Source organism: Methylobacter sp. (assembly GCF_004322395.1).
GTDB lineage: Bacteria > Pseudomonadota > Gammaproteobacteria > Methylococcales > Methylomonadaceae > Methylobacter_A.
This window is the reverse complement of record NZ_SCTW01000044.1, coordinates 14,178-36,766: the sequence shown is the minus strand read 5'-3', so window position 1 is coordinate 36,766 and position 22,589 is coordinate 14,178. Positions and strand designations below refer to the sequence as shown.

22 protein-coding genes and 1 pseudogene are annotated in these 22,589 nt (G+C 46.6%); 15 read left to right on the top strand and 8 right to left on the bottom strand.

Translation table 11 applies throughout. From position 1 onward, the window contains the following. The first annotated feature begins 33 nt into the window (after positions 1-33). From EPO18_RS06210 to fliW, 3 genes are all read left to right on the top strand, one after another. Complete coding sequence (locus EPO18_RS06210; protein WP_292432052.1) at positions 34-684, top strand: LPP20 family lipoprotein; 651 nt, start codon at positions 34-36, stop codon at positions 682-684. 127 nt (positions 685-811) lie between these two features. Continuing rightward, positions 812-2,134, top strand: coding sequence for a flagellar assembly protein T N-terminal domain-containing protein (locus tag EPO18_RS06205; protein WP_292432051.1), 1,323 nt, complete (start codon positions 812-814; stop codon positions 2,132-2,134). Between the two features lie 84 nt (positions 2,135-2,218). Continuing rightward, positions 2,219-2,674, top strand: coding sequence for a flagellar assembly protein FliW (gene fliW, locus EPO18_RS06200; protein WP_292432048.1), 456 nt, complete (start codon positions 2,219-2,221; stop codon positions 2,672-2,674). 312 nt (positions 2,675-2,986) lie between these two features. Here the strand turns inward: fliW and panD are convergent, their stop codons facing one another. Genes panD through pcnB form a run of 5 tightly spaced genes read right to left on the bottom strand, consistent with a single transcriptional unit; the run spans position 2,987 to position 7,076 of the window. Next, positions 2,987-3,373 carry an aspartate 1-decarboxylase gene (panD, locus tag EPO18_RS06195; RefSeq protein ID WP_292432045.1) on the bottom strand — a complete coding sequence of 129 codons (387 nt, stop codon included), beginning with the start codon at positions 3,371-3,373 and terminating at the stop codon, positions 2,987-2,989. A gap of 60 nt (positions 3,374-3,433) precedes the next feature. Next, positions 3,434-4,342 carry a pantoate--beta-alanine ligase gene (gene panC / locus EPO18_RS06190; protein ID WP_292432043.1) on the bottom strand — a complete coding sequence of 303 codons (909 nt, stop codon included), beginning with the start codon at positions 4,340-4,342 and terminating at the stop codon, positions 3,434-3,436. 5 nt (positions 4,343-4,347) lie between these two features. After that, positions 4,348-5,163, bottom strand: coding sequence for a 3-methyl-2-oxobutanoate hydroxymethyltransferase (gene panB, locus EPO18_RS06185; protein WP_292432040.1), 816 nt, complete (start codon positions 5,161-5,163; stop codon positions 4,348-4,350). Between the two features lie 37 nt (positions 5,164-5,200). Next, positions 5,201-5,704 carry a 2-amino-4-hydroxy-6-hydroxymethyldihydropteridine diphosphokinase gene (gene folK / locus EPO18_RS06180; protein ID WP_292432037.1) on the bottom strand — a complete coding sequence of 168 codons (504 nt, stop codon included), beginning with the start codon at positions 5,702-5,704 and terminating at the stop codon, positions 5,201-5,203. Positions 5,705-5,726: 22 nt separating this feature from the next. Continuing rightward, on the bottom strand, positions 5,727-7,076 hold the full coding sequence (pcnB, locus tag EPO18_RS06175) for a polynucleotide adenylyltransferase PcnB (protein ID WP_292432158.1): 1,350 nt from the start codon (positions 7,074-7,076) through the stop codon (positions 5,727-5,729). Positions 7,077-7,329: 253 nt separating this feature from the next. Here pcnB and EPO18_RS20795 point away from each other — a divergent pair, with 253 nt between their 5' ends. The 10 genes and pseudogenes from EPO18_RS20795 to EPO18_RS06125 all read left to right on the top strand — a co-directional run bounded on the left by EPO18_RS20795 (position 7,330) and on the right by EPO18_RS06125 (position 16,199). Further along, a complete protein-coding gene (locus EPO18_RS20795; RefSeq protein WP_006891830.1) occupies positions 7,330-7,509 on the top strand; it encodes a hypothetical protein in 180 nt (59 codons plus the stop codon). Beyond that, positions 7,510-7,980 (top strand): RDD family protein, encoded by a 471-nt coding sequence (locus EPO18_RS06165; protein ID WP_292432028.1) that lies wholly within the window; start codon positions 7,510-7,512, stop codon positions 7,978-7,980. 61 nt (positions 7,981-8,041) lie between these two features. After that, positions 8,042-9,400, top strand: coding sequence for an HDOD domain-containing protein (locus tag EPO18_RS06160; RefSeq protein ID WP_292432025.1), 1,359 nt, complete (start codon positions 8,042-8,044; stop codon positions 9,398-9,400). 7 nt (positions 9,401-9,407) lie between these two features. Next, entirely contained in the window at positions 9,408-11,447 is a 2,040-nt protein-coding gene (gene prlC, locus EPO18_RS06155) for an oligopeptidase A (RefSeq protein WP_292432023.1), read from the top strand. Continuing rightward, positions 11,444-12,904, top strand: coding sequence for a 4-hydroxy-3-polyprenylbenzoate decarboxylase (gene ubiD, locus EPO18_RS06150; protein WP_292432020.1), 1,461 nt, complete (start codon positions 11,444-11,446; stop codon positions 12,902-12,904). Before prlC ends, ubiD begins: the two co-directional genes overlap by 4 nt. Before the next feature lie 184 nt (positions 12,905-13,088). Next, positions 13,089-13,346, top strand: a complete 258-nt coding sequence (locus EPO18_RS06145; RefSeq protein WP_292432017.1) for a CopG family ribbon-helix-helix protein — start codon at positions 13,089-13,091, stop codon at positions 13,344-13,346. Further along, positions 13,343-13,630 carry a type II toxin-antitoxin system RelE/ParE family toxin gene (locus tag EPO18_RS06140; protein WP_292432015.1) on the top strand — a complete coding sequence of 96 codons (288 nt, stop codon included), beginning with the start codon at positions 13,343-13,345 and terminating at the stop codon, positions 13,628-13,630. The genes EPO18_RS06145 and EPO18_RS06140 overlap by 4 nt, the downstream gene beginning before the upstream one ends. A 46-nt stretch (positions 13,631-13,676) precedes the next feature. Beyond that, positions 13,677-14,693, top strand: coding sequence for a hypothetical protein (locus EPO18_RS06135; protein WP_292432013.1), 1,017 nt, complete (start codon positions 13,677-13,679; stop codon positions 14,691-14,693). Between the two features lie 97 nt (positions 14,694-14,790). Beyond that, positions 14,791-15,069: pseudogene (locus tag EPO18_RS06130) on the top strand (helix-turn-helix domain-containing protein); the annotation flags it as partial. A gap of 98 nt (positions 15,070-15,167) precedes the next feature. Continuing rightward, complete coding sequence (locus tag EPO18_RS06125) at positions 15,168-16,199, top strand: IS110 family RNA-guided transposase (protein WP_292432010.1); 1,032 nt, start codon at positions 15,168-15,170, stop codon at positions 16,197-16,199. 117 nt (positions 16,200-16,316) lie between these two features. Here EPO18_RS06125 and EPO18_RS06120 read toward each other — a convergent pair whose 3' ends face one another. Continuing rightward, positions 16,317-17,702, bottom strand: a complete 1,386-nt coding sequence (locus EPO18_RS06120) for an IS4 family transposase (RefSeq protein ID WP_292432007.1) — start codon at positions 17,700-17,702, stop codon at positions 16,317-16,319. Positions 17,703-18,233: 531 nt separating this feature from the next. On the opposite strand from EPO18_RS06120, the gene EPO18_RS06115 reads away from it, so the two are divergent. Both EPO18_RS06115 and EPO18_RS06110 read left to right on the top strand, forming a co-directional pair. Then, a complete protein-coding gene (locus EPO18_RS06115; RefSeq protein ID WP_292432005.1) occupies positions 18,234-19,178 on the top strand; it encodes a hypothetical protein in 945 nt (314 codons plus the stop codon). A gap of 267 nt (positions 19,179-19,445) precedes the next feature. Beyond that, the gene (locus EPO18_RS06110) at positions 19,446-19,775 is read left to right on the top strand and encodes a hypothetical protein (protein ID WP_292432002.1); all 330 of its coding nucleotides are present in this window, start codon (positions 19,446-19,448) and stop codon (positions 19,773-19,775) included. 308 nt (positions 19,776-20,083) lie between these two features. On the opposite strand, the gene EPO18_RS06105 is transcribed toward EPO18_RS06110, so the two are convergent. After that, positions 20,084-21,316 carry a heme biosynthesis HemY N-terminal domain-containing protein gene (locus EPO18_RS06105; protein WP_292431999.1) on the bottom strand — a complete coding sequence of 411 codons (1,233 nt, stop codon included), beginning with the start codon at positions 21,314-21,316 and terminating at the stop codon, positions 20,084-20,086. Between the two features lie 15 nt (positions 21,317-21,331). Next, the gene (locus EPO18_RS06100) at positions 21,332-22,588 is read right to left on the bottom strand and encodes a uroporphyrinogen-III C-methyltransferase (RefSeq protein WP_292431996.1); all 1,257 of its coding nucleotides are present in this window, start codon (positions 22,586-22,588) and stop codon (positions 21,332-21,334) included. Position 22,589 lies beyond the last annotated feature (1 nt).

Here is a 22,589-nt window from a genome sequence, read left to right as displayed (position 1 = left end):
GCTACATTGGCAAACTGACACAGGAGTAGTACCGTGAAAATTAACCACTTAAAGCCCGCATTTATTGCGCTTGTTTCCAACAGGCTTGGGGCATACTTATCATCCCTGGCGATAGCGGGATTAGTCATCAGCTTATTGACGACTGCTTGCTCGACTCAAAAAGCGCCGCCCACACCGATTGTGTCCCTACCGTATAAAACTTTAAGCGCCATAGGCTATGGCACTGTCGAAAAAAGCGATCGGTATTCGCGCTCGCAAATTAAACTAATGGCCATGAGAGCATCTAAAATGGATGCTTACAGAAGTTTGGCCGAGCAGCTTAATGGCATTCAATTGCGCGGCCAAACCACAGTCGGGGATATGGAAGTCAGCCATGATAATTATCAGATTTATCTTAATGCTTACCTACGTGGAGCAAGAGTGAAAAGAACTTCAGCCATCGGCAGCGACATCTATGCTGGTGACGATACTTTTGAAACAGTTGTGGAGCTTGATTTGACGCCAAGATTCTATGAATGCATTAACGGCCCAAGCGAACTGATTAACCAGTGTCTTCAGCAAAATACGGGAAATCCGGCACCCGATTTCGAGCAAAAACCACCTACAGTATCGAGCATTAATTCAGGATGTAATGGAGATGATTGTTACAATTATTCCAATACCAAAGGATTCCGTCGCAAATAACCGGGTCAAAATTATCTGAACCTTGTAATATAAGGTATAAGCTAAGCGGTTATCGCCACATGCATTACTCTTAAAAGATGATTATGCGCCGTCGTAATTATTCACAGCAACAAACCGGTTTTGATGAATGGCAAAAATATTATTCAGATGTATATGGGTATCGCTTATATTATTAAGTCAATCCTGTGCCAACAGTGTCCAACCTAGCGCTAATGTAGCAACCAATGCTCAACCTCGCACTGATGTAATAACTGCCGAAGGTCAAGCTGCAATCAACAATGATATGCCGTTATTGGCAAGAAAGCAGGCCTTGCAAGACGCTATCCGCCAAGCCTCTATGCAATCCTCTGTTAATATTCATAGCCGGACTTTGGTCGATCAAAATGATGTCTCGTTGGATACTTTTGCCCTCAGTACTGCTGCCTCCGTAAACAACACTACAGTTGTCAAAGAATGGCCTGCCAACAATATTTATCATGTTATAGCCATGGTGGAGCTATCTGCCGACAATTCCTGTACAACCCATTATCGCAAACGCATTATCGCAACCGGTTTTCCTTTAGCTAAACAAGAACAGGTGACCGGTTACGAAACGCAGGATTTATCCAGCGGCATTCCACGCGAACTTAATAATCTTTTAATTGAGTCCGGCGATTTTATCGGCAGTAATGCCACTAATATCAATTTATATCCAAGAGCCGACTTGGCTCCGGCATTACAAGACCAATCAGCCTATCGTTCGTCAAACTTTGGAGCTGGTGCATCCGGTACTGGTATTGTGGAATTACAAAGCAATACAGCCTATCGTCCGTCAAAAGTCATGCAACTGGCTGTATCAAACGGTGTGCAATTTGTACTTTCGGGCGTGATTAGGGATCTGGAAGTCGAATCCACCGAATACATGAGAGGTGCAGGGCCGTTGGCATACGTCAGAAGTTTGGCGCGCGAGGTTGTAGCCAAACGCGGGATTGGAATCGATGTTTTTGTACATGATGGATTTTCCGGCGCATTAATATACCAGCAGCGCTATGTCGATACCGTGGATGGCGATGTATGGATACCCGCATCTTATACAGTGGGCAGTGAGCGTTTTAATTCCACCTCGACCGGCGAGAAAATTGCTCAGATTATAGATCGGGCAAGTGTCGATATTCGCCACTCTTTAAGTTGCTACCCTTTTGCAACCCGCATTATTGACATTAAGAATGACAAGGTAGTTATTGATGCAGGCACACAGGAGAGAATCAATGTCGGTGATCAACTAGCGGTTTATACTACGAGCGGCAATGATTTAAATCTTGATGGGGGCACCAGTTTTATAGGTAGAGATAGGCAACCGACCGGCGTATTAACCATCCGCAGTGTCACTCCCCGTTACTCTACAGGTAAATTGGAAATCCCTGCTCGTGAACTGGGCGTCAAAGTTGGCGATTGGGTGAAGTCCTGGTAAACAGCTCATTATATTCAAGCCTTGCTATACTAACGGCTTTAGACTATATATTTACCTTTATCTCCACCTTTACCAGAGTTCATTATGAAAATTAAATCAAGTTTTTTCGGCGAACAAACTATTGACCCAAGCACCATCATTAGCTTTCCCAATGGAATCCCAGGCTTTGAAGATCAAACCCGTTTCAAACTATTTCACCAGGAAGGCGACAATTCCCTAGTTTTCTGGCTGCAATCTTTAGATGACGAGTCTCTCGTCTTTTCAGTTGCCCAACCGTCTATTTTCAATATCAATTATGACTTTGTATTAAATGACGCGGAAGAAGCCACTTTGGGAATTGAAAATCCTGCCGATACGCTTATCTTGATAATTTTACATAAAGACGCATCCGATCAGCCTACCATTAAAGGCTCCATCAAATCTCCGCTGGTAATTAACAGCGCAAAGAGAATAGGCTTGCAAAAAGTGCTTGTTCAAGTAGAACAAAGCATAACGCTGACCGACATTAGCAATGAAATTAATGTTTCTGAAGGCGCATAAAGCTAGTAGCGCACAAAATGTCTCTTTGAAAAAATATATCCCTGATTTTTAGCTGCATCTTAAGCAATTATATTTTGTTACTGCCGCTTTTTAGCGGCGGTTTTACTTAAGGCAATCGACAATCAAGATAAAAAACGTTAGATGCACGAGGCAATTTTGAAGTGCGGTTCTGACTTTCCGTCGGCTGATAATACTGCTTAGTAATTCAACGCATTGATACTCTGACTGACATCGTCCTCAATAATACTAACGATGACTATACGAGAGACTTAAATCAATTAATTCACTGAAATCACAGGATAAGATGGGCAATCAAACAGAGGACGGCTGAACCGGAATAGAACTGGCTGAGCGCTGAACCTCATTCTTTTCATTAAAGTAAATCAAAGTAGGCTTATGATTTTCAACCTCTTTTTGATCCAATATTGCAAACGAGCAAACAATAATCAGATCCCCGGGGCACGCCAAACGGGCAGCCGCACCGTTAACTGAAAACAACCCCGATCCTGCTTCGGCACGAATGGCATAGGTCGTAAAACGTGCGCCATTGTTGATATTATAAATCTGTATCTGCTCGTATTCTCTGATACCCGATAAATCGAGAATATTGCTATCAATCGCGCAAGAACCTTCATAACCCAATTCTGAATGGGTCACCGTAGCTCTATGTAATTTCGCTTTAAGCATTGTGATTTGCATAATAAAAACTATCTAAATACTTTTGAGAACCGCGCATTATCCATTAATTGCAATAATGCATCAACTTTTAGCATTTAAATCCCCCTGCCTGCGGCTTCCCCCTTTGCCAAAGGGGGATTGAGGGGGATTTCTGGAAAAGCAAACATTATCGATCAAGCGGGTTTTACCGAGCTTAGCCGCCACTAACAAAACCAGCTCCTTATCATTTTCGTCTGCTTTTTTTAAATCACTGGCCCTGCACACGACAAAATAATCCGGCTGAAAACCCGATTCCTGCAAAAACTGTAATGCCTTGCGTTCTATTTCCTGATAAGACTGCCCTCCCTCTAAAACAGCCTCGCGCGCGGCACATAAGGATTGGTACAGCTTTGCAGCAATCGTTTTTTCCTCTGACGTTAAATAACCGTTTCTGGAGCTCATTGCCAAGCCGCTTTCCTCCCGAACCGTTGCTACACCAACGATTTCAACAGGAATATTCAGATCCCTAACCATTGTCCGTATCACCGTCAACTGCTGAAAATCTTTTAGCCCGAACAACGCAACATCCGGTTGCACCATATTAAATAACTTACAAACAATTGTTGCAACACCGTCAAAATGGCCCGGCCTGGACGCGCCGCAATACCATTCGGACAAGCCGGTTACTGACACGAGCGTTTTGGCATCCGGCGTATAAACATCTGAAACAGCCGGCTGAAACAACAAATCCGCACCGGTGGCATTGAGTTTTTGCTGATCTTCATGCTCGGTACGAGGATAAGTCTCAAAATCTTCACCAACACCAAACTGGGTAGGATTTACAAAGATACTGACCACCACTCGATCTGCTCTTTTTTTAGCCTCATTCACCAGCGCCAGATGCCCCGCATGAAGATTGCCCATCGTCGGCACCAATGCAACGCTCTGTCCTGATGAACGCCACGCCCGGACGGCATCGCGCAATTCCGATACGGTTTTAACTATGTGCATAAATCTTAAAAACTATGTTCAGCAGCTGGAAATCGGGACTGTTTGACCGCCTGATGATAGGCAATAATGGCTCCCTCGATATTTGTTGCGTCACTCATGAAATTCCTGGAAAAACGCGGACGCTTGCCAATGCCGATATTAAGCATGTCATAAAGCACCAGCACCTGTCCGTCGCAGTCTACACCGGCGCCAATACCTATAACGGGAATCGTTAACTGTGCGCTGATATTCTTAGCCAAAGTTGCAGGCACGCATTCCAACACCAACAGCCCTGCACCCGCTTGCTGTAATTGCTGGGCATCGGCAAATATTTTATCGGCAGCCGCCTGTTCCTTGCCTTGAACTTTATAACTACCCAGCTGATTAATCGATTGCGGCAACAAGCCCAAATGTCCGCAAACCGGAATGCCCTGATCGACCAGAAAACGGACGCAATCGATTCTCGGCCCTTCCAGCTTAACCATTTGTGCGCCGCCTGCCTGCATCAGTTTGGCGGCGTTTTTGGCCGCGATGATTGGCGTAGCATAAGTCATAAACGGCAAATCAGCGATTACAAACGCCCGCCGTCTGGCATTGCTGACGCAGCGGGTATGATAAACCATATCTCTAATAGTAACCGGGAGCGTTGTATCACGCCCTTGAATAACCATGCCAAGAGAATCTCCGACCAGCATCATATCGACCCCCGCTTTGTCAATTACTGCGCTAAATGCGGCATCGTAAGCGGTTAAACAAGAAATTTTCTCGCCGCGTTGTTTCATCGCGGACAGATCGATAATTGACAACGGCTTTAGCGTATCTATGGAAGAATATTGATTCATTTTATTCAGAAGGGTTCCTGATGGACTTGGGCAAGAATCAGTCCAACCGTCTCAGTTCATTCATGGGGCATTTGGCAAGCAGATCGGCAATGTCGCCTTTTCCGGGCACCTGCAATTGCGGAGCAATCTCATACAAGGGATACAGGACGAAAGCCCGCTCAGCCAAACCGGTGTGCGGCACGATTAAATCAGGCAACTCAATGATCTGGTCGCCATAGATCAGCATATCCAAATCCAGCGTTCTCGCTCCCCAACGCTCGCCTTTTCGCACCCGCCCCTGCTCGTTTTCAATGCGTTGCAGACAATGCAGTAAATCTATCGGCGGCAAGTTGGTTGCGATGCACATCACTGCATTTACGTAATCAGGCTGGTCCTGCGGACCCATAGGCGAACTATGATACAAGCTGGAAAACGCCAGTTCCTGCACTCCGGCGATTTGTGCTATTGCAGTGCGCGCTGATTTTATTTGCTCTACAGGGTTTTCAAGATTACTACCTAGGCCAATATAAGCGGTAACCAAGTCAGTTGTTGGGTTTTTCATGGTTAATGTTGAATAAAATACTTTAAGACTCTGTTTTTGGCGCACTATCTTTAGCTTTTCCACGATAGTTTCTTTTGCGCCCCGATTTATTGTTTTGGGCTCGACGTGGCGGCTGAGTCATTTTTCTTTGTTCATTTTCATCGGCATTTTGGTACCGGGTCCACCACTCAGCCAACTCCTGATCGGCTCCTCCGGTTTCTGCGCGTAATAACAAAAAATCATAACCCGCTCTAAAGCGAGGATGACCAATCAAACGGCTGGGTTTAGAACCGATACGCGCATTAAATTTGGGCTGCATATTCCAAACTTCACGCATAGCCATGCTGATATGACGAGGTAGAGCCGTACTTTTAATCTGTCTGGCGATAACCTCACTTGCCGCATCCTGATAGGCAATATATTCAACCTCGCCTTGAGCCATTTTTGCTTTAGCCAGCATTTGCACTGGCTCCCACAAAAAGGCCGCTAATAAAAAGTAGGCTGTAACTGTTTTACCCTCAGCTATCCTGTTATCCGAATTTTCCAGCGCTTTAATCAGCAATAAGCGGGGAAAACCGTCTTCTTCAATCTCCAAACTGTTTTCAGTAGCAGGGAACAACACTTGAAAAAGTCCGTAATGTCTGAGCATCTCAAAAGTTTGCAGCGCATAGCCGGATAAAAACAGCTTTAAAACTTCATCATAAAGCCTAGCGGACGGTATGCTGGCCAGTAACGGAGCGTCGTTATGTATGGATTTCTCGCAATCGAGATCCAGCCTAAAACCGAGTTTAATGGCAAAACGCACCGCCCTTAACATACGCACGGGATCTTCGCGAAAACGCATATCGGGGTCACCGATAAGCCTGATTGTCCCAGCTTTATGGTCGGCCATGCCACCGACATAATCGACTACCGAGAAATCTTTGATATTGTAATAGAGTGCATTAACGGTAAAATCCCTGCGCCAAACATCTTCTTCAATCGTACCGTAAACATTATCCCGCAGCAGGCGGCCTTCTTTGTTGAGTAGCTGATTGTCGTTTTGCTCCTCTCCTGCTCCCCGAAAAGTGGCGACCTCGATGATTTCCCTCCCAAAATGCACATGCGCCAGACGAAATCTGCGCCCTATTAATCGGCAGTTACGGAATACTTTTCTAACTTGATCCGGATCGGCATTGGTGACGACATCAAAATCCTTGGGTTCCCGTCCCAACAGCAAATCACGCACACAACCGCCGACAAGATAAGCATCGAATCCCTCCTTTTGCAATCGATACAAAACCTTCAACGCGTTCTCACTGATCTGGGAGCGTGAAATATTATGCTCCGCGCGTGAATATATTTTGACTTGTGCGGAGATAGGCTCAGCATCATTTTTGGCTGAATTAATAATTTTTTTAAAGAAGTTTAAAATAGTCTTTACACCTTGTTTATTTTTCTAATTATCTTAATTATATCATTGGTAATGGATTCTAACCCAATCAGCAAGTTTCTTTTACATTCCCCTTTTGAATGGAGTAGAATCACCATTCTGATTTTTTACATGCAATTCTATGCTTGCCCCAATTGCACACACTAAATATAAAGATCAGATAACCATTTTTTAAACACTCGCACAAACATTAGCGTGCTTGACAGGAATTGTTATGTTCAAAAAGATTCTTAATAGCTTAATTGACCAACCTTTGTTAACCAGCCTTTTTGCAACAGATTTCTTCATTCTTCTGTTCCATAGACCGCCATTCTTATTTTCTCTCGTAATGCTGGGAGCACTAATGGCGATGTGCATGTATTTTGGTCAAAAACTAGCCTTATTTAAAATTTAATTGGTCGGGTCAACAAAGAATATACTACAAAAACTAGGTAATGATCCTATATCAAAGCCTGGTTTTTTGCGTCGCCTGACAGTAATATTCTACGACCTCCTGTTGCTGATCGCCCTTTTATTTGTCGCGACTGCAGTATTACTTCCTTTAAATGCGGGCGAAGCTTTCACTGACCAACAGTTTTTTTTTCCCATTTATCTGCTGCTAGTCAGCTTCTTCTTTTACGCCTGGTTTTGGACTCATGGGGGACAAACCTTAGGCCTGCGTGCTTGGAAAATAAAAGTGCTCACTCTAGACATGAAACCGATCAGCTGGAAACAAGCTTTGCTTCGTTTCATAACAGCCATCATATCGTGGAGTTTTTTCGGACTGGGCTTTTTGTGGATTCTTATTGATAAAAATCAACGCAGTTGGCACGATCATCTATCCCAAACAGCTGTTTTTTTTGACACTCAGGATACACATCATTGAGCGGCTACCATTACAAAACTCCAAACTGCATATTTTTCAAACAATAACGCGTGATGTCATCATGAATTGGTTTACTAAAATATTTTCTCAGAAGCCCAAGAAAACTCCACTCGAAAAAGAACCAGACATCGCCCCCCTCGCCAGCACAAACAATCCGCTTACCTATTCGGAACCTGTTTCCACCGAATATAAAAAACTACCGCTCACAACTCTAAAAAGACTGGCCCCACTTCGAGACATGGATGATGCCTATGTTGAGCAACTGGCCCACACGATACTAAAGTATACTCAAGGTTCTGTAATTTTCAGATTGGGTCAAAAAACCAGTTCAGTTTTTTATCTGCTTGAAGGAAGTGTTGAACTTCAACCGGATAGCGACAACCGCTACACCTTATCGGCAGAGTCATCGCTGGCTAACCTGCCGCTTAATAGCGGTAAGGTATGCGGAGCAACGGCATTCGCTAAAACAGACATTACTATTTTGGCGATTTCAGGAGAATTTATCTGTCGATGGTCGGGTAAAAGTCTCCAAGAGCCTGCTTCCGTTGAGCTCATTGATATCGAGTTACCTGAACAAATTGCCAACAACCGTTTTTTTACCAGTTTTTCAAAGGCCTACCGGGAAAACAGATTAAGCCTGCCCTCATTACCCAATGTCGCCTTAAAATTGAAAGAAGCGATGGAAAAAGATTTAGGCATCAACGAGGTTGTAAGAATTATCGGTGTAGATGCGTCTATCGTAGCCAAATTGATTCAACTTGCGAACAGCCCACTTTACTCGCCCATCTCGCCGATTACTAATTGCCATGCGGCTGTTACCCGATTGGGTCTGGATCAAACGCGCAAACTGGTCATGGGCATCAGCTTAAAGCAATTATTTAGCTGCCAGAACCCGCAACTGATGGAAAAAATGCAAAACTTGTGGAAAAACAGCCTCTATGTCTCCAGCTTGAGTTTTGTGCTTGCACAGGAAAACGGCACGGTTAATCCGGAAGATGCCTTATTAGCCGGCCTGGTCAGTGACATAGGGACGATACCGGTATTGCATTTTGCCGAGCTGAATCCGAATGAATACCCGAACATGGACATATTGGAATCGGCCATCCCGTTTTTGAGTCCGTCGGTCGGCTCCCTGGTACTGCACACGTTGGGCTTTACTCCGGAATTAACCGACATCCCTAAATATGCCGAAAACTGGTTCTATGAAAGCGATAGAGATAAATTGAATCTGACTGATATAGTCATACTAGCCAAATTGCACAGTTATTTCGGCACCTCGAGAGCAAAGGAAATACCATATATGAACTCGATACCTGCCTACGTTAAACTTAACAACAGCAAACTAACACCCGACTTTTCTTTGGATATACTGCACAAAGCCAAGCATCGCATCAATGCAGCCATGAACTTTCTTTCTTAATACCACTATGAACAATCCTTTATTAGCTAATTCCACGCTGCCATTGTTTTTCCAAATAAAACCGGAACACGTCGTGCCGGCTATCGACCAATTACTGGCCGAAGCCCGTGCCTCGGTCGAACAACACCTCCAAGCCACACAGCATTACACCTGGGAAAACCTGGCCGAGCCCTTGGAAGATGTAGAAGATAAGCTCAACAAAGCCTGGTCCCCGGTCAGCCACATGAATTCCGTAGTCAACAGCGATGAACTACGTGATGCATACAATGCTTGCCTGCCCAAACTCAGCGCCTACTCGACTGAAATGGGGCAAAACGAAGCATTGTTTAAAGCTTATCGCTTTATTGCCGAAAGCGATGAATTTGCTGCACTGGACATAGCCCAGCAAAAAATCATCCGCAACGCGTTAAGAGATTTCAAATTATCCGGCATAGACCTGGATAACGAAAAAAAACAACGCTATAAAGAAATCAGTCAGGAACTGTCCGCTCTCGCCAGTAACTACGAAGAAAACCTGCTGGATGCTACCAACGCCTGGAGCAAGCTGATCAGGGACGAACAGGATTTGGCTGGATTGCCTGAATCCGCTTTGGCTCAAGCCAAACAGACCGCCGAAAGCCATAATGAAGACGGCTGGATGATCACACTGCAATTTCCATCCTATATTTCGGTGATGACTTACGCCGACAACCGCGAATTACGCCGCGAGCACTATGAAGCCTTCGCAACCCGCGCTTCCGACCAAGGCCCTCATGCCGGACAGTGGGACAACAGCGAAAACATGGAAAAAATCCTGGCCTTGCGTCATGAAAAAGCCCGTCTACTGGGGTTCAACAATTACGCGGAACTGTCGCTGGCGACCAAAATGGCCGAAAAACCGGATGATGTCGTCCATTTTCTTGAAGACTTGGCCGACCGATCCTGGCGGCATGCACGCAAGGATCTGGCCGAACTGCGTGAATTCGCCAAACAACACTACGGCATTAACGATCTGCAATCTTGGGATATGGCCTATTATTCGGAAAAAATGCGCCAGCATTTTTACCAACTATCGCAAGAAGAAGTTAAAACTTACTTTCCGATCACCCGCGTCTTGCCCGGCCTGTTTGCAATCGTAGAAAAACTGTACGGCTTGCAAATCTCCGAGATTAGGGATTTCGACAGCTGGCATCCCGATGTGCGTTTTTTCCAAATCCATGACCAAACCGGCCAATTGCGCGGCCAGTTTTATCTCGATCTTTACGCCCGCGCCAAAAAACGCGGCGGCGCCTGGATGGACGATTGCGTTAGCCGCAAGAAATTCGACAACACTATTCAAATCCCGGTCGCCTACCTGACCTGCAACTTTACCCCACCGGCCGGCGACACCCCGGCATTACTGACCCATGACGAGGTTACCACGCTATTCCATGAATTCGGCCACGGCTTGCACCACATGCTTACCCAGATCGATCATCTGGGCGTCTCCGGCATTAACGGCGTGGAATGGGATGCTGTCGAGCTGCCCAGCCAGTTCATGGAAAACTGGTGTTGGGAAAAAGAAGCGGTCGCGTTGATGTCGGGCCATTATCAAACCGACGAGAAATTGCCGGATGCGTTGTTTGATAAAATGATCGCGGCAAAAAATTTCCAGGCTGGCATGATCATGGTCAGGCAACTGGAATTCAGCCTGTTCGATTTCAGGATTCACCGGGACTATGACCCTGAAAAAGGCGGCCGCATCTATGAAATTCTGGAACAGGTCAGGGAACAGGTTGCCGTTGTCCGTCCTCCCAGGTTCAACCGTTTTGCACACAGCTTCTCGCATATTTTTGCCGGCGGTTACGCGGCGGGCTATTACAGCTATAAATGGGCGGAAGTTCTGTCCAGTGACGCTTTCTCGATGTTTGAAGAAAAAGGTATTTTCGACCCAGAAACCGGCAAAGCTTTTTTAACTAATATTCTTGAAAAAGGCGGCAGCCAAAATGCGATGGAACTATTTATCAGCTTCCGCGGCCGCAAACCCACTATTGACGCCTTGCTCAGACATAACGGCATCGCGACATGATCTACAAAGACCTGCGCGATTTCATCAAACAACTGGAAAAACAGGGCGAGCTAAAGCGCATTACCGTTGAAGTCGATCCGTACCTGGAAATGACCGAAATTTGCGACCGCACCCTAAAACGGGCTGGTCCCGCTTTGCTGTTCGAAAATCCCAAAGGCGCCAATATTCCGGTGCTGGCCAACCTTTTCGGCACGCCACGCCGTGTCGCGATGGGCATGGGCGCAGAATCCGTTACCGAGTTGCGCGGCATCGGCGAGTTACTGGCTTACCTGAAAGAACCCGAGCCACCCAAAGGCATGAAAGACGCCTGGGAAAAATTCCCAGTATTCAAGCAAGTGCTGAATATGGCGCCCAAAATAATCAGCTCTCCTCCATGTCAGGAACTGATTCGGGAAGGCGATGAAATCGACCTTAGCGATTACCCTATCCAAACCTGCTGGCCGGAAGATGCGGCACCATTGATTACTTGGCCGCTGGTCATCACCAAAGGCCCGAACAAAGAACGGCAGAATCTGGGCATTTACCGCATGCAGGTCATCGGCAAAAACAAAGTCATCATGCGCTGGCTGGCGCATCGCGGCGGCGCATTGGACTTTAAAGAATTCCAGTCCGCCCATCCCGGCCAGCCCTTTCCGGTTTCCGTGGCCTTAGGCGCTGATCCTGCAACCATATTGGCCGCCGTCACACCGGTGCCGGATTCCCTGTCCGAATACGCGTTTGCCGGATTATTACGCGGTAGCAAAACGGAAGTCGCCAAATCGCTGACTAATGATTTGCAAGTCCCGGCCAGCGCCGAAATCGTGCTTGAAGGCTTTATCTATCCCGGCGAATTCGCGCCGGAAGGCCCTTACGGCGATCACACCGGCTATTACAACGAAGTCGCCGATTTTCCTGTGTTTACCATCGAACGAATCACCCAGCGCCAAGCGCCGATCTATCACAGCACCTACACAGGCAGACCTCCCGACGAACCAGCCATCCTGGGCGTCGCGTTAAACGAAGTCTTCGTGCCAATTCTGCAAAAACAATTCCCGGAAATTGTCGATTTCTACCTACCCCCGGAAGGCTGTTCCTACCGCATGGCCGTGATCAGCATGAAAAAGCAATACGCCGGACACGCCAAACGCGTGATGCTGGGCACTTGGTCGTTCCTGCGCCAGTTCATGTACACCAAGTTCGTGATCGTCGTCGATGACGATGTCGATGTCCGCAACTGGCAGGATGTGATCTGGGCGATGACCACCCGCATGGACCCCGCCAGGGATTTGACCATACTGGAAAACACGCCGATCGATTATCTCGATTTCGCCTCGCCGGTTTCAGGCTTGGGCTCCAAGGTGGGATTCGACGCGACCAATAAATGGCCGGGCGAAACCAACCGGGAATGGGGCAGGACTATTGTGATGTCGCCGGAGGTGGTTAAGAAGGTGGATGATATGTGGGATAGTTTGTTTTAGCGTGCGGGCTGCCGACTTAAAACGAGCAGTTTAAGGTTAAGCCGTTCGTGGTGAGCTGTCGAACCATGATCGGCTTAACCGTCCATTCCGGGATTGCCGGAACCTAGCCATCAATCTATTCTAGCAAGACCATAAAGCATGCTATATGATTACAAACAAACCTCAATAAACCGGAGCGGCAATAATGGCAACCGAAGCATTTACTATTAGCGCTGAAACAGAAATCGTACATAAACTGGACGACCTAGCTGGATCGCTAGATAAATCGCGGAATGACCTCGTCAATCAAGCCATAAAGGAATACCTGGAAACTCACGCTTGGCAAGTTGAGAAAATCACCCAAGGCAGCGCTGCGGCAAATCGAGGCGAGTTAATCGATCATGCCGATGTCATGAAAGAAATGGAAGACTTAATTGAGCGTAAAGCCAAAACTAATGCATGAAAATCGTCTGGTCCGAACCAGCCCGCCAGGATTTACGCGACATCTTTCTCTATATTGCCGAAGAAAACCCAAACGCCGCCCGCGTTTTACTTTCCGAAATTAAAGAACGAGCCATTCTGCTTCAAGACAACCCGCTCATAGGACGGATTGGTCGCATTGATGAAACGCGAGAGTTGGTAATTACAGGAACCCAATACATTTTGCCGTATCGTGTGAAAGAAAACCAAATTCAGATTTTGGCCGTTTTTCATACAGCAAGAAAATGGCCGGTGACTTTTGAATAAACCATAGAGAGAATATAAAGCCAAAATATTGGGCAACGAAAAGTTGTTGCTCGACCTACTCGGCTTAAATGATATTGTAGATCGAGCGCCACCACAGTATGACGATACTGTTAATTTTAGAAGAACTGTTGTGGGGGTGCATGGAGGCCGAACTAATGATATTCCAAATAGACTCGAGATTTGGAATGGAATCAATGCTACTATTTACGAGCAAAATGCTCACGGTAATATGAGTGAAATACTTAAGGTGGCTGGTATTAATACCGAGGCTCGAAAATATTACAATACCCAATTTGGCATTACTCTTAATAAGCATAGATTAGAAACAATTACGCCTAAAAGGCTCTTGGCTGAAGACGTTTCTATATCGCAACATCAATCTGATAGCGCAAATATACAACCATCGCAGTTGCAACAGATTATGACTGCATTCGATATACAAGTAGGAGAAATTGATATGCTATTAATGGATACAAGTTTTATTGATGCGGAGTCGGCGCAGACTCATACAGTCTTAGTTGCAGCATCGACCGCAAAACCAATATCAGATGATTTGTATGGCACGGTGGGGGCATGTATTCCAGCTTCTAGTGCAAATGGTGGGTTTTCTTCATTGGCAACTAATTATGTGGCTGCATCTGCTTTTGAGTCTAAGCACTTTCCTTTGGCGGTGCAAAACTTTCCTAAATTCGCCGACCTCATCGAAACAGGCGAGACTAAAATTATACAGAAGCCCAAGTTCGGTGTTCTAAGGACATCGGTAGATGATGGTGGTAATGTTACTTATGAAAATAATCCGGCAGCTGGACAATACAAGCTAAATGCTAATTATGAGTATGTACCAAATGCCGGTTATGTAGGTAACGATAAGGCTGTATTTTTAGTTAAGTTTGGTGATTATAAAGTCAAGGTTATTTATTACTTCAAGGTCATCAAGGATGAGATAAGGATTTCCAACATTGATGAAGTTAGCCAAAAATATTGCCATGGCTCTACGCAATGGCTGATTTCATCTATTCCAAATGGTATTGGTGCTGATTTAACAGCTAGTGATTATGTGTAATAGTTCAGACTTAACCTGACACCGCTCTTGAAAAGAGAGAGGGTTAATGGTGAGATAGAAGTGTCGAATTTTTATCAAACCAAAAGAGGTAACCCTCATGCTTGAGAATAACGTAAGAATCATTAAACACAAAGTAGGCTTATTGAATCTGGCTGAAGAGCTAGGCAATGTGTCCAGAGCCTGTAAGACGATGGGCTTGTCCCGTGATACCTTCTATCGCTATAAAGCAGCGGTTGAGCAGGGTGGAGTTGAATCCCTGTTCGATAAAAGTCGAAGGCAACCGAATCTGAAAAACTGAGTCGATGACCTGACGGAACAGTCTGTGTTGACTCATGCCATTGATTACCCGGCCCACGGCCAATTACGGGTCAGCTCGTAGGATAATGGTATGGACTCCTCCTCTTCCCAGCGGCATCGCGATGTGCCAAAGTGGAAGAACGTAACAACCACTTAAATGAAAAAGAGGAATCCGCCATGAATGTTACGACAATCGGTTTAGATAGTGCAAAAAACGTTTTTCAGGTTCACGGCGTGGACGCGAACGGCAAAGTCGCGATGCGCAAACAACTCAAACGGGGGCAGGTGTTGGCTTTTTTCGCTAACTTGTCGCCTTGCTTGATTGGCTTGGAAGCCTGCGGTGGGGCGCATTACTGGGCGCGAGAATTGCTCAAGTTGGGGCATGATGCACGGTTAATCAGTCCGCAATTCGTCAAACCCTATGTCAAAGGTAATAAGAATGACGCCAACGATGCGGAAGCCATCTGCGAGGCAGTAAGTCGGCCAAGCATGCGTTTCGTGCCGATAAAAAGCATTGAGCAACAAGACATCCAGATGCTGCACCGGGCGCGTAGCGGCCTAGTTAAAGAACGCACGGCGCAAGCCAATCGCTTGCGGGGCTTATTGAACGAATACGGGATAGTCAGTGGTCAAGGCCTAACGCAACTACACAAGCGCCTGCCGGCGGAGATAGTGAAAGATGCCGAAAATGGCTTGACGAAAGCGGCGCGGCAAATCTTTGCAGACCTGCACCAACAGCTAATCGAACTGGATAGACAAGTATCGGCTTACGGGGAAAAAATTCTGGTGCTGCACCAGTCAAGCGCCGTCAGTAAAACGCTCGGTACAGTACCAGGCATTGGACCGATCAGTGCCACGGCGCTACTGGCTTCGTTGGGCGACGGTAAGGCCTTTGACAAGTCGCGGCAAGTTCCGGCGTGGTTGGGTCTGGTTCCTAAGCAAGATTCCAGCGGCGGCAAACCGAAGCTGCTGGGTATCAGCAAGCGCGGCGACGCCTATTTACGCACCTTGCTGATCCACGGGGCCAGAGCGGTAGTCAAAGCTGCGGCAAAGAAAGACGATGCACAGAATCGTTGGATCAACGATTTGGTAAAACGGCGCAACGCCAATATCGCGGCAGTGGCGGTCGCCAACAAAAACGCCCGAATCGTCTGGGCGCTGCTGACTCGGACAGAGAGCTACCACACCCCGGTATCGGCCAGCATCTAAACAAAGGGGGCACGCAATACCCCATTTTTTTAAACATTTAAAGAGGTTTTAACAGTCACTCCCCAGTTGTGAGGCATTTTTCAACACGATGGCAAACCGGTCAGACCGGAATGGCACTTACTTAAGCTTTTTCGGATGCCCATATTTTTTCACTTGCTCCCTTGCCAAAGGTCTTGTTCTTGTCAGTAGCGGATAGGGTTTGGGTCGTCGCTTGACGGCTCTCGGCTCAATTCGCCCGCGTCGGTTACCAATAGACTGCTCAGCCACCAGAACCAGCAGTCTGATGATATTGCTTCGATTATCGGGTTGATTCGGTGTTCCGCTCCAGGCCAGCCAAAGTTGGAGCGTGTGTTTGAAACTCAGGGTGCGTGGCAATACATCGGCCATTAATGCGGATTGCGCCATAATCAGGCGAATCAGATTGTAGGCCAACAGATAAACCCACATCTCTTTCTCGCCCATCTGCGGTGTTTTGCAGCTCAGGGTTTCCATGCCCAGCGTGGTTTTGATGTTGCGAATATCCAACTCCACCTGCCAGCGGCGCTGGTATAAATCCTTCAGGGCATCTTTGGGGATAGTGTTTGGGCATGTCCGTGTCGTTACCAATATTCTGCCGCCGACTTCCAGTTCGCGAATGGTGAGCGTATCCGGCGCAGCCACATACTGCTCCGCCGTCATCCAATGTGGACGCACTTTCGGCTTTGTCAGCGTAATCAAATGATCCCGGCTGCCCAGCGTTTTGCCTTGGCGGAAGTCGGTCGAGCGCTTGCGTGAGCCATGTTGTTCAAATAATGCATCCACGCTACGTGATTGGAGTTCTGCCAGCAGGAAGTAGGCGCTATAGAAAGCGTCCCCCAGCATCACATCGCCTGACTTAAAGGTATCCAGAAGCGTCCGCAGGAGCGCTTGTTCACCACTGCCTTTGCCTTTGAAGTTGCCCATGGAGGCATCAAGCACTGCGCCACTGGACAGGCAGGTTACCCCGACAATGCGGCAGATAGGGAAACCCAGTCCGGGCTTCTGGCCGTTCTGTTGGGGATAGGCGCCTTGGTTGGCTTGCGTATCCGGCAAGGTGACGGTCATGCCGTCCACCAGTCGTACACGCCGTCCGTACCAGCGCCAGGTCTTGGGGGCTCGCGCAGCAATCAGGCTGCCGGTGTGACGCACTATTGTTGATACCATGTCCAGCGGTAAGCGCTGACGCGCCTTGCAGTATCCGCCTGTTTTCGTGCTGCATTGTGGCAAGCCATGGGTCAGCCGTTTCACAGCGGCATCATTGACGATGTTCTGACAGGAACGATCCGGTTTCAGGGCTTGTGCGAGAAACATGGACAGTGTTTCGGTCGGAGGAAATAGCCGCTCACGGTGTTCGGGCAGTGTTGACTCCAGTGTGTCCAGTAGTTCTGGCGAGGTGAGCTGGTTGAAAAAACTAAATGCGTCGCTGGCAGCCGCGTAACGTTGAATGCGATGTTGTTGGGATAACACGGAACGGTTAATATGCATAGGGGCTGGCTGTTGGGTGGTTACGATGGTTTGGTGACTAAAGCTTATCACCAGGCCAGCCCTTTTATTTTATTAATTCATAGAGTTATCTCTTAAGTAAGTGCCATTCCGGTCAGACCGGTGTTTTCAAGAATCCGTTTAGCGCATGGGCCTTCGAGGCCGGTAGGATGATAGAGATGAAAATACGCGGAAATCCATCAGGGCCAGAGGCGGCAAAGGCCTCATTAACAGGCCGGATATATGGCAGCAACTGCGTTGACTGACTGTAGTGATTGAAGAGAAAAAGCTTGCAAAACGGAGGAGTCCATATATGGGTAGAGGCTATAGCCGAAACCCATCATACTCAATCATCTATGCGATGGGTTTCGCGTTGCTCTACCCATCCTACTTTGCTGTTGCCCAACCTACCCGGCTTCGGCCATTTTGTATTTTCATCCGAATGAATTGCTGATTGACTTTCTCCAGGGTATTGGCAATGTATTACCGGAAGAGGATACTTAGGATGACCCTTTTTCAAAATAGGCATAAATCATGACCACGACTAAAAAACTCAAATGGCTTTTATCGCTGGTGCTAATTTTCGGCGGATTTACGATTTATAAGTTATTTGAGGGGCTGGTCCATAATCCTGCCTACCAAGAATATGAATGGATATTCAAAATCATTTCGGAATTTGGCCTGTTCGTATCCGTCGTCGTTTCGGTTGGTTATTTTCACCACTGGTTTATCGCTGCTGAAGAGCACAAGGAGTCCGAAATCAATTTGCGTGAAACTCTTGCCAAGTACATCGATAGCATTTTGCTGAATTCCGTTAAAAGAGGATTTTCCGGTATCACCAATAAAGAATTCGATTTCAGCCAAATTATGCAAGGATTAAAATCGGGGGATTATGTCTATTGGCTGATCACTTTCGACCCTCGTTTCAAAAACAAATCGCGGGAACTGGAGAATGGGATAAAAAATGGCGTGCATTTCAGGATGTTGATTTTAAAAGCCGATTGCCACATCGGCGAATTGCGCGCAACGGAAACGACCGGCTTTAACCCGCACGAATTCAACGAATACTCCAAATTATTCAAAGTTTCACTGGAAGATGTGATTAGCCGCATAGGAGATAAGATAACGGGGTCGTTAGGCGTTTTTGTTTACGACGGTCTGCCCTGCATTCCCTTGTTTATTATCATCCGCAAAGAGTCCAGGAAAGTTGAAGTTTATAGCAGCTATTATTTAACCGAGCCGGTTTCGAAAATGCCTTATCTGCATTGGGAAACGGGGCTTAATTTCAGCGATCAGACTTCGTTCGAATCGGACTGCTGGAATATGACCGAGCTGTTTCTCGACTATTTCAAAACACGCTGGGAAATGGAAAAAGAAAAACTTTATAGCGCCACAGGAAAAGATGTCATCGAAAATAAAGATTTTATTTATGCTCCAGCCTCAGCCAGAGAAAAATGTATTGAGCTTTTTACTGAATAAAATAACCTTTTCCAAATTTTAGCCAACTTGACTGGGATCGAACAAATCCGGCAACAATTGCAGGAAGCGCTGAGCAACAGATAAAACCATATCTAACGCCGAATGCCTCTTTGGGGTCGTTAGCTGCCGAAAAGTTATAGGATGCACTAAGGCACGAAGCGCATGGTTCAAGCCGATCTCATAAACGATGCGTCTTCTATCGTCGGCGCATCCTATAACTCTTAATTAATCCGCGCCAAAGATGGTGCATAAATTTAGGACGTACCCATGAGCAATATAAAAATTCTAGTCAAAACTAACAACTACATTGAAGTTACTCCGGAAATGCTGGCCCTTGTGGTGGCTGCCGATCAATACAAACAAGAATATTCGCAAGGCCATCAATACACAACTTATGTCAAAGACAAAAGCCATATTGAAATACAAACCATAACAAACGAAGAAATCATAACCCCGCAAACAGTGGATATTCAGGAAATCATGGGTGTGAACAACCGCCTTGCACGAGAAGTCGACATTCTGAAAGAAAAGCTGGCAAAACTAACCCCGACCAACACGAGCAAGGATCAAACAATGACCAATCAAAATAACTTTTGAGGCTGTTTTCGCCACGACTGTCCATGTCTACAAAAACCAAGAACTTGATGATACCCGCCAAGCTAATTAATCAGTTGGCTGCCACCGTAGCTGAATCGCAGCTACGCATGACGGTTAGGGCTTGATCTAGAGCATTAATTTATCTCTATAAAGTAAAAGATCGGTCATATCCTACTCTGAATTAAATGTAGGTTGGAATATGATTTTTCGATTTACAGGGCGTTAAAAATTCGGAGCTGCGAGTTTAATAGTTGATACGACGGGTTACTTCGTGCTTTTACACGTCGCGTAGCTCCCCCTCCTGTCGCTTATCCTGATATTAAATCAATCCGGCTGACAATCTCACTAGACGCCAACTCCAAACCCTGCTTATAACACTCGCTAGCTCTGTCTTTATCGCCTTGGGCAAACAGCAAATCGCCGAATATTTGATAAGCCGAAACAGTAGGTTCTATTGACAGGCTTTTGGTCAGGTAAGTTCCAGCTTTTTGGTTATCGCCGCATTTCATGCTCAACTTGCCCAGTACGGTCAAGAACACGGCATCCCGAGGATGCATCGGCAGCCACTGTTCGGCCGTTTCAAGTTGTCTTGCGACATCAATCGACTGGACATTGCCGAACAACACGACCAGCGTTTGATCCCAGGTTGTCGACAAGGCTCTGGCCAAGCCGCCTTCGACCTTTGCGCCCGCTCCGGCATCAATCATCGCGGCAAAATAGATCGCCGAAACGCCTTTCATATTTCTTATGTAATCGGGTATTTCCGACCACAGCGAGTCGATTTCATCAGCGTTGCCTCGCTCGGCCGCCTGCTTTAACAATTTGCTGAATGCTTCGGTCTCCAGCAATTTTATCTCGGCTTCCATCAACACCTTGTTGTTGTTCAGTGACGGGATCAATTTGCGGACGCCTTCCCAATCGCCGGCTTGTTGATAGGCTTGGTGTAATAATTTTAAAACGCTGGCGTGAGTCGGGTCGATCGAATGCAGGCGGGTCAGCGTTTCCAGGGCTTGTTCGAATTGCTTTTCCGATAAATGCAATTCGGCTTGAGTCAGGCCTATCGCGACATCGGAACCCGGCGCTTGATCGGCTGCTTTTCTTAGGTATTCATCCCTTTTGTCATATGCGCCACGGGATTGTGCGGCTCTTGCTGCGGTCAAATAATGAATCAAAGGCGCGCCGCTGTGCGAGGCATGTTTGATTAATACTTTTTCGGCTTTTTCCCAGTTGCCTTCGGCGGAATCGACCAAGCCTGCAATCAAGGCTTGCTGCGAACGGTCAAATTTGATGTTTTTGCCGCGATTTTTGATTTGGCCCGGCAATCTGAGCAGCCAGCCTAAAAATCTGAAGAAGATATAAAATATAAAAAATCCCATGATCAGGCTAACCGCAAAAACGATTAACGAGGTTTCCATGGACCAATGTCCAATACCTATCAGTACATAGCCGGGATTTTCAAACCCGCCCAGCCATTTATAGGCTAAAAAAGCGGTAACAATGGCAAGAAGCAACGAACCCAGGAAATACATTATATTTTTCATTATGTACTCTCTGGATTAGTGTGTTGCAGGTGCTGCTTCAACCGGTTTAGCTGGCTCAGCGGACGGCGCTGTTTCGGTTGGATTAACTGCCTCTGCCGGTTTTACTGGTTCAACGGGTTTATCTTGTTCGGATTTGACTTTTTCAGCAGGCGGCATAGCTTTATCGGCTTCCAATCTCAGCTTGGTAATGTCTCTAAGCATTTTCAATGACAAACTGATATCAGGGAAGTGGCTGCGGATTTTAATAGCGTTAAACTTGTCCAGCTCGGCAATAAAATTGCTCGTTTCCGGATTCTTTGCAAAATTTTGTTCGGTCCATTTTTTTGCATCGGCCAGACTGGATTGATAAAGCCGCTCGTTTTGCTGAACCAGAGCAATTTTGACCATTTCCAGCTTTACTCTTAACTGTTCACGAATAAATTGGGCTTCTTCCGGTGTTAATATTTCCTTGATGGGGTGTTCGGTGTGTCTAAGAGTTACTACTCCTTCGAGTTGTCCCAATGCAGAATCAAGCAGATTTTGGCTTTCTTTATCGGCAGGCTCCTGTGGTGGCTTGGGCTGTGTCAATGCTTTTCCCGTATAAGGTAAAAGCAAGGTTAAACCATCGACCTGATCTTGCCGCGCTTGTATCGAGGCATACATGCCCACAATATCGGCCACAGCTACATTACGGATGGCGGTAATATCCTTGGCGATTTGCTCGCGTATTTTAAACGCCCCTGCATCGCCGCTTTCTCTGAGACGTTGATCCGCTGCTTCCAGCGCTTCACGTGTGGTATTGACATCGCCCATTAGATATAGACGTTGATTGGCTATGCTTAACAGATATTCGGCATCGGCAATTAACCAGTCGCCGCGTGTCTTGCCTAATTGGCGTTGTACCTGCGAAATTGCAGTATTTAATTCATTGCGCGTGCTGTCCAGTTTTTCGGTGTGCAGTTTGGAAAAATCCGCCAAGGTTTTGGAAAAATGGGCTTCTTTTCCGGCAACATCGGCTTCTACGGTGGCCAGTTGGGATTGAATGGCTGCAAGTTGCGTTTGATAACCGCTAATTTGTTTCGACAACTCGATTAGTTGCATATCGCCTTTGTTAACTTCCCCGCCTAAATCGGCCTGTTGAGTTCTTAATTCCTGAAAAAGATAAAAACCGATGCCTGCCACAGCTAAAATGATGAGCAGCACAATGATGCCAAACCAGAGTCCGCTACGCGACCTGTGAGCTTTTTTATTTTCACTCACATTCTGTTCTTGTTGTTCACTCAATTCGGCCACT

Excerpts from the sequence above, each read along its gene's own strand:
- EPO18_RS06205 (WP_292432051.1), top strand. The coding sequence starts at position 812 with ATGGCAAAAATATTATTCAGATGTATATGGGTATCGCTTATATTATTA.
- fliW (WP_292432048.1), top strand. The coding sequence starts at position 2,219 with ATGAAAATTAAATCAAGTTTTTTCGGCGAACAAACTATTGACCCAAGC.
- panD (WP_292432045.1), bottom strand. The coding sequence starts at position 3,373 with ATGCAAATCACAATGCTTAAAGCGAAATTACATAGAGCTACGGTGACC.
- panC (WP_292432043.1), bottom strand. The coding sequence starts at position 4,342 with ATGCACATAGTTAAAACCGTATCGGAATTGCGCGATGCCGTCCGGGCG.
- panB (WP_292432040.1), bottom strand. The coding sequence starts at position 5,163 with ATGAATCAATATTCTTCCATAGATACGCTAAAGCCGTTGTCAATTATC.
- folK (WP_292432037.1), bottom strand. The coding sequence starts at position 5,704 with ATGAAAAACCCAACAACTGACTTGGTTACCGCTTATATTGGCCTAGGT.
- EPO18_RS20795 (WP_006891830.1), top strand. The coding sequence starts at position 7,330 with ATGTTCAAAAAGATTCTTAATAGCTTAATTGACCAACCTTTGTTAACC.
- EPO18_RS06160 (WP_292432025.1), top strand. The coding sequence starts at position 8,042 with ATGAATTGGTTTACTAAAATATTTTCTCAGAAGCCCAAGAAAACTCCA.
- prlC (WP_292432023.1), top strand. The coding sequence starts at position 9,408 with ATGAACAATCCTTTATTAGCTAATTCCACGCTGCCATTGTTTTTCCAA.
- ubiD (WP_292432020.1), top strand. The coding sequence starts at position 11,444 with ATGATCTACAAAGACCTGCGCGATTTCATCAAACAACTGGAAAAACAG.
- EPO18_RS06145 (WP_292432017.1), top strand. The coding sequence starts at position 13,089 with ATGGCAACCGAAGCATTTACTATTAGCGCTGAAACAGAAATCGTACAT.
- EPO18_RS06140 (WP_292432015.1), top strand. The coding sequence starts at position 13,343 with ATGAAAATCGTCTGGTCCGAACCAGCCCGCCAGGATTTACGCGACATC.
- EPO18_RS06125 (WP_292432010.1), top strand. The coding sequence starts at position 15,168 with ATGAATGTTACGACAATCGGTTTAGATAGTGCAAAAAACGTTTTTCAG.
- EPO18_RS06120 (WP_292432007.1), bottom strand. The coding sequence starts at position 17,702 with ATGCATATTAACCGTTCCGTGTTATCCCAACAACATCGCATTCAACGT.
- EPO18_RS06115 (WP_292432005.1), top strand. The coding sequence starts at position 18,234 with ATGACCACGACTAAAAAACTCAAATGGCTTTTATCGCTGGTGCTAATT.
- EPO18_RS06110 (WP_292432002.1), top strand. The coding sequence starts at position 19,446 with ATGAGCAATATAAAAATTCTAGTCAAAACTAACAACTACATTGAAGTT.
- EPO18_RS06105 (WP_292431999.1), bottom strand. The coding sequence starts at position 21,316 with ATGAAAAATATAATGTATTTCCTGGGTTCGTTGCTTCTTGCCATTGTT.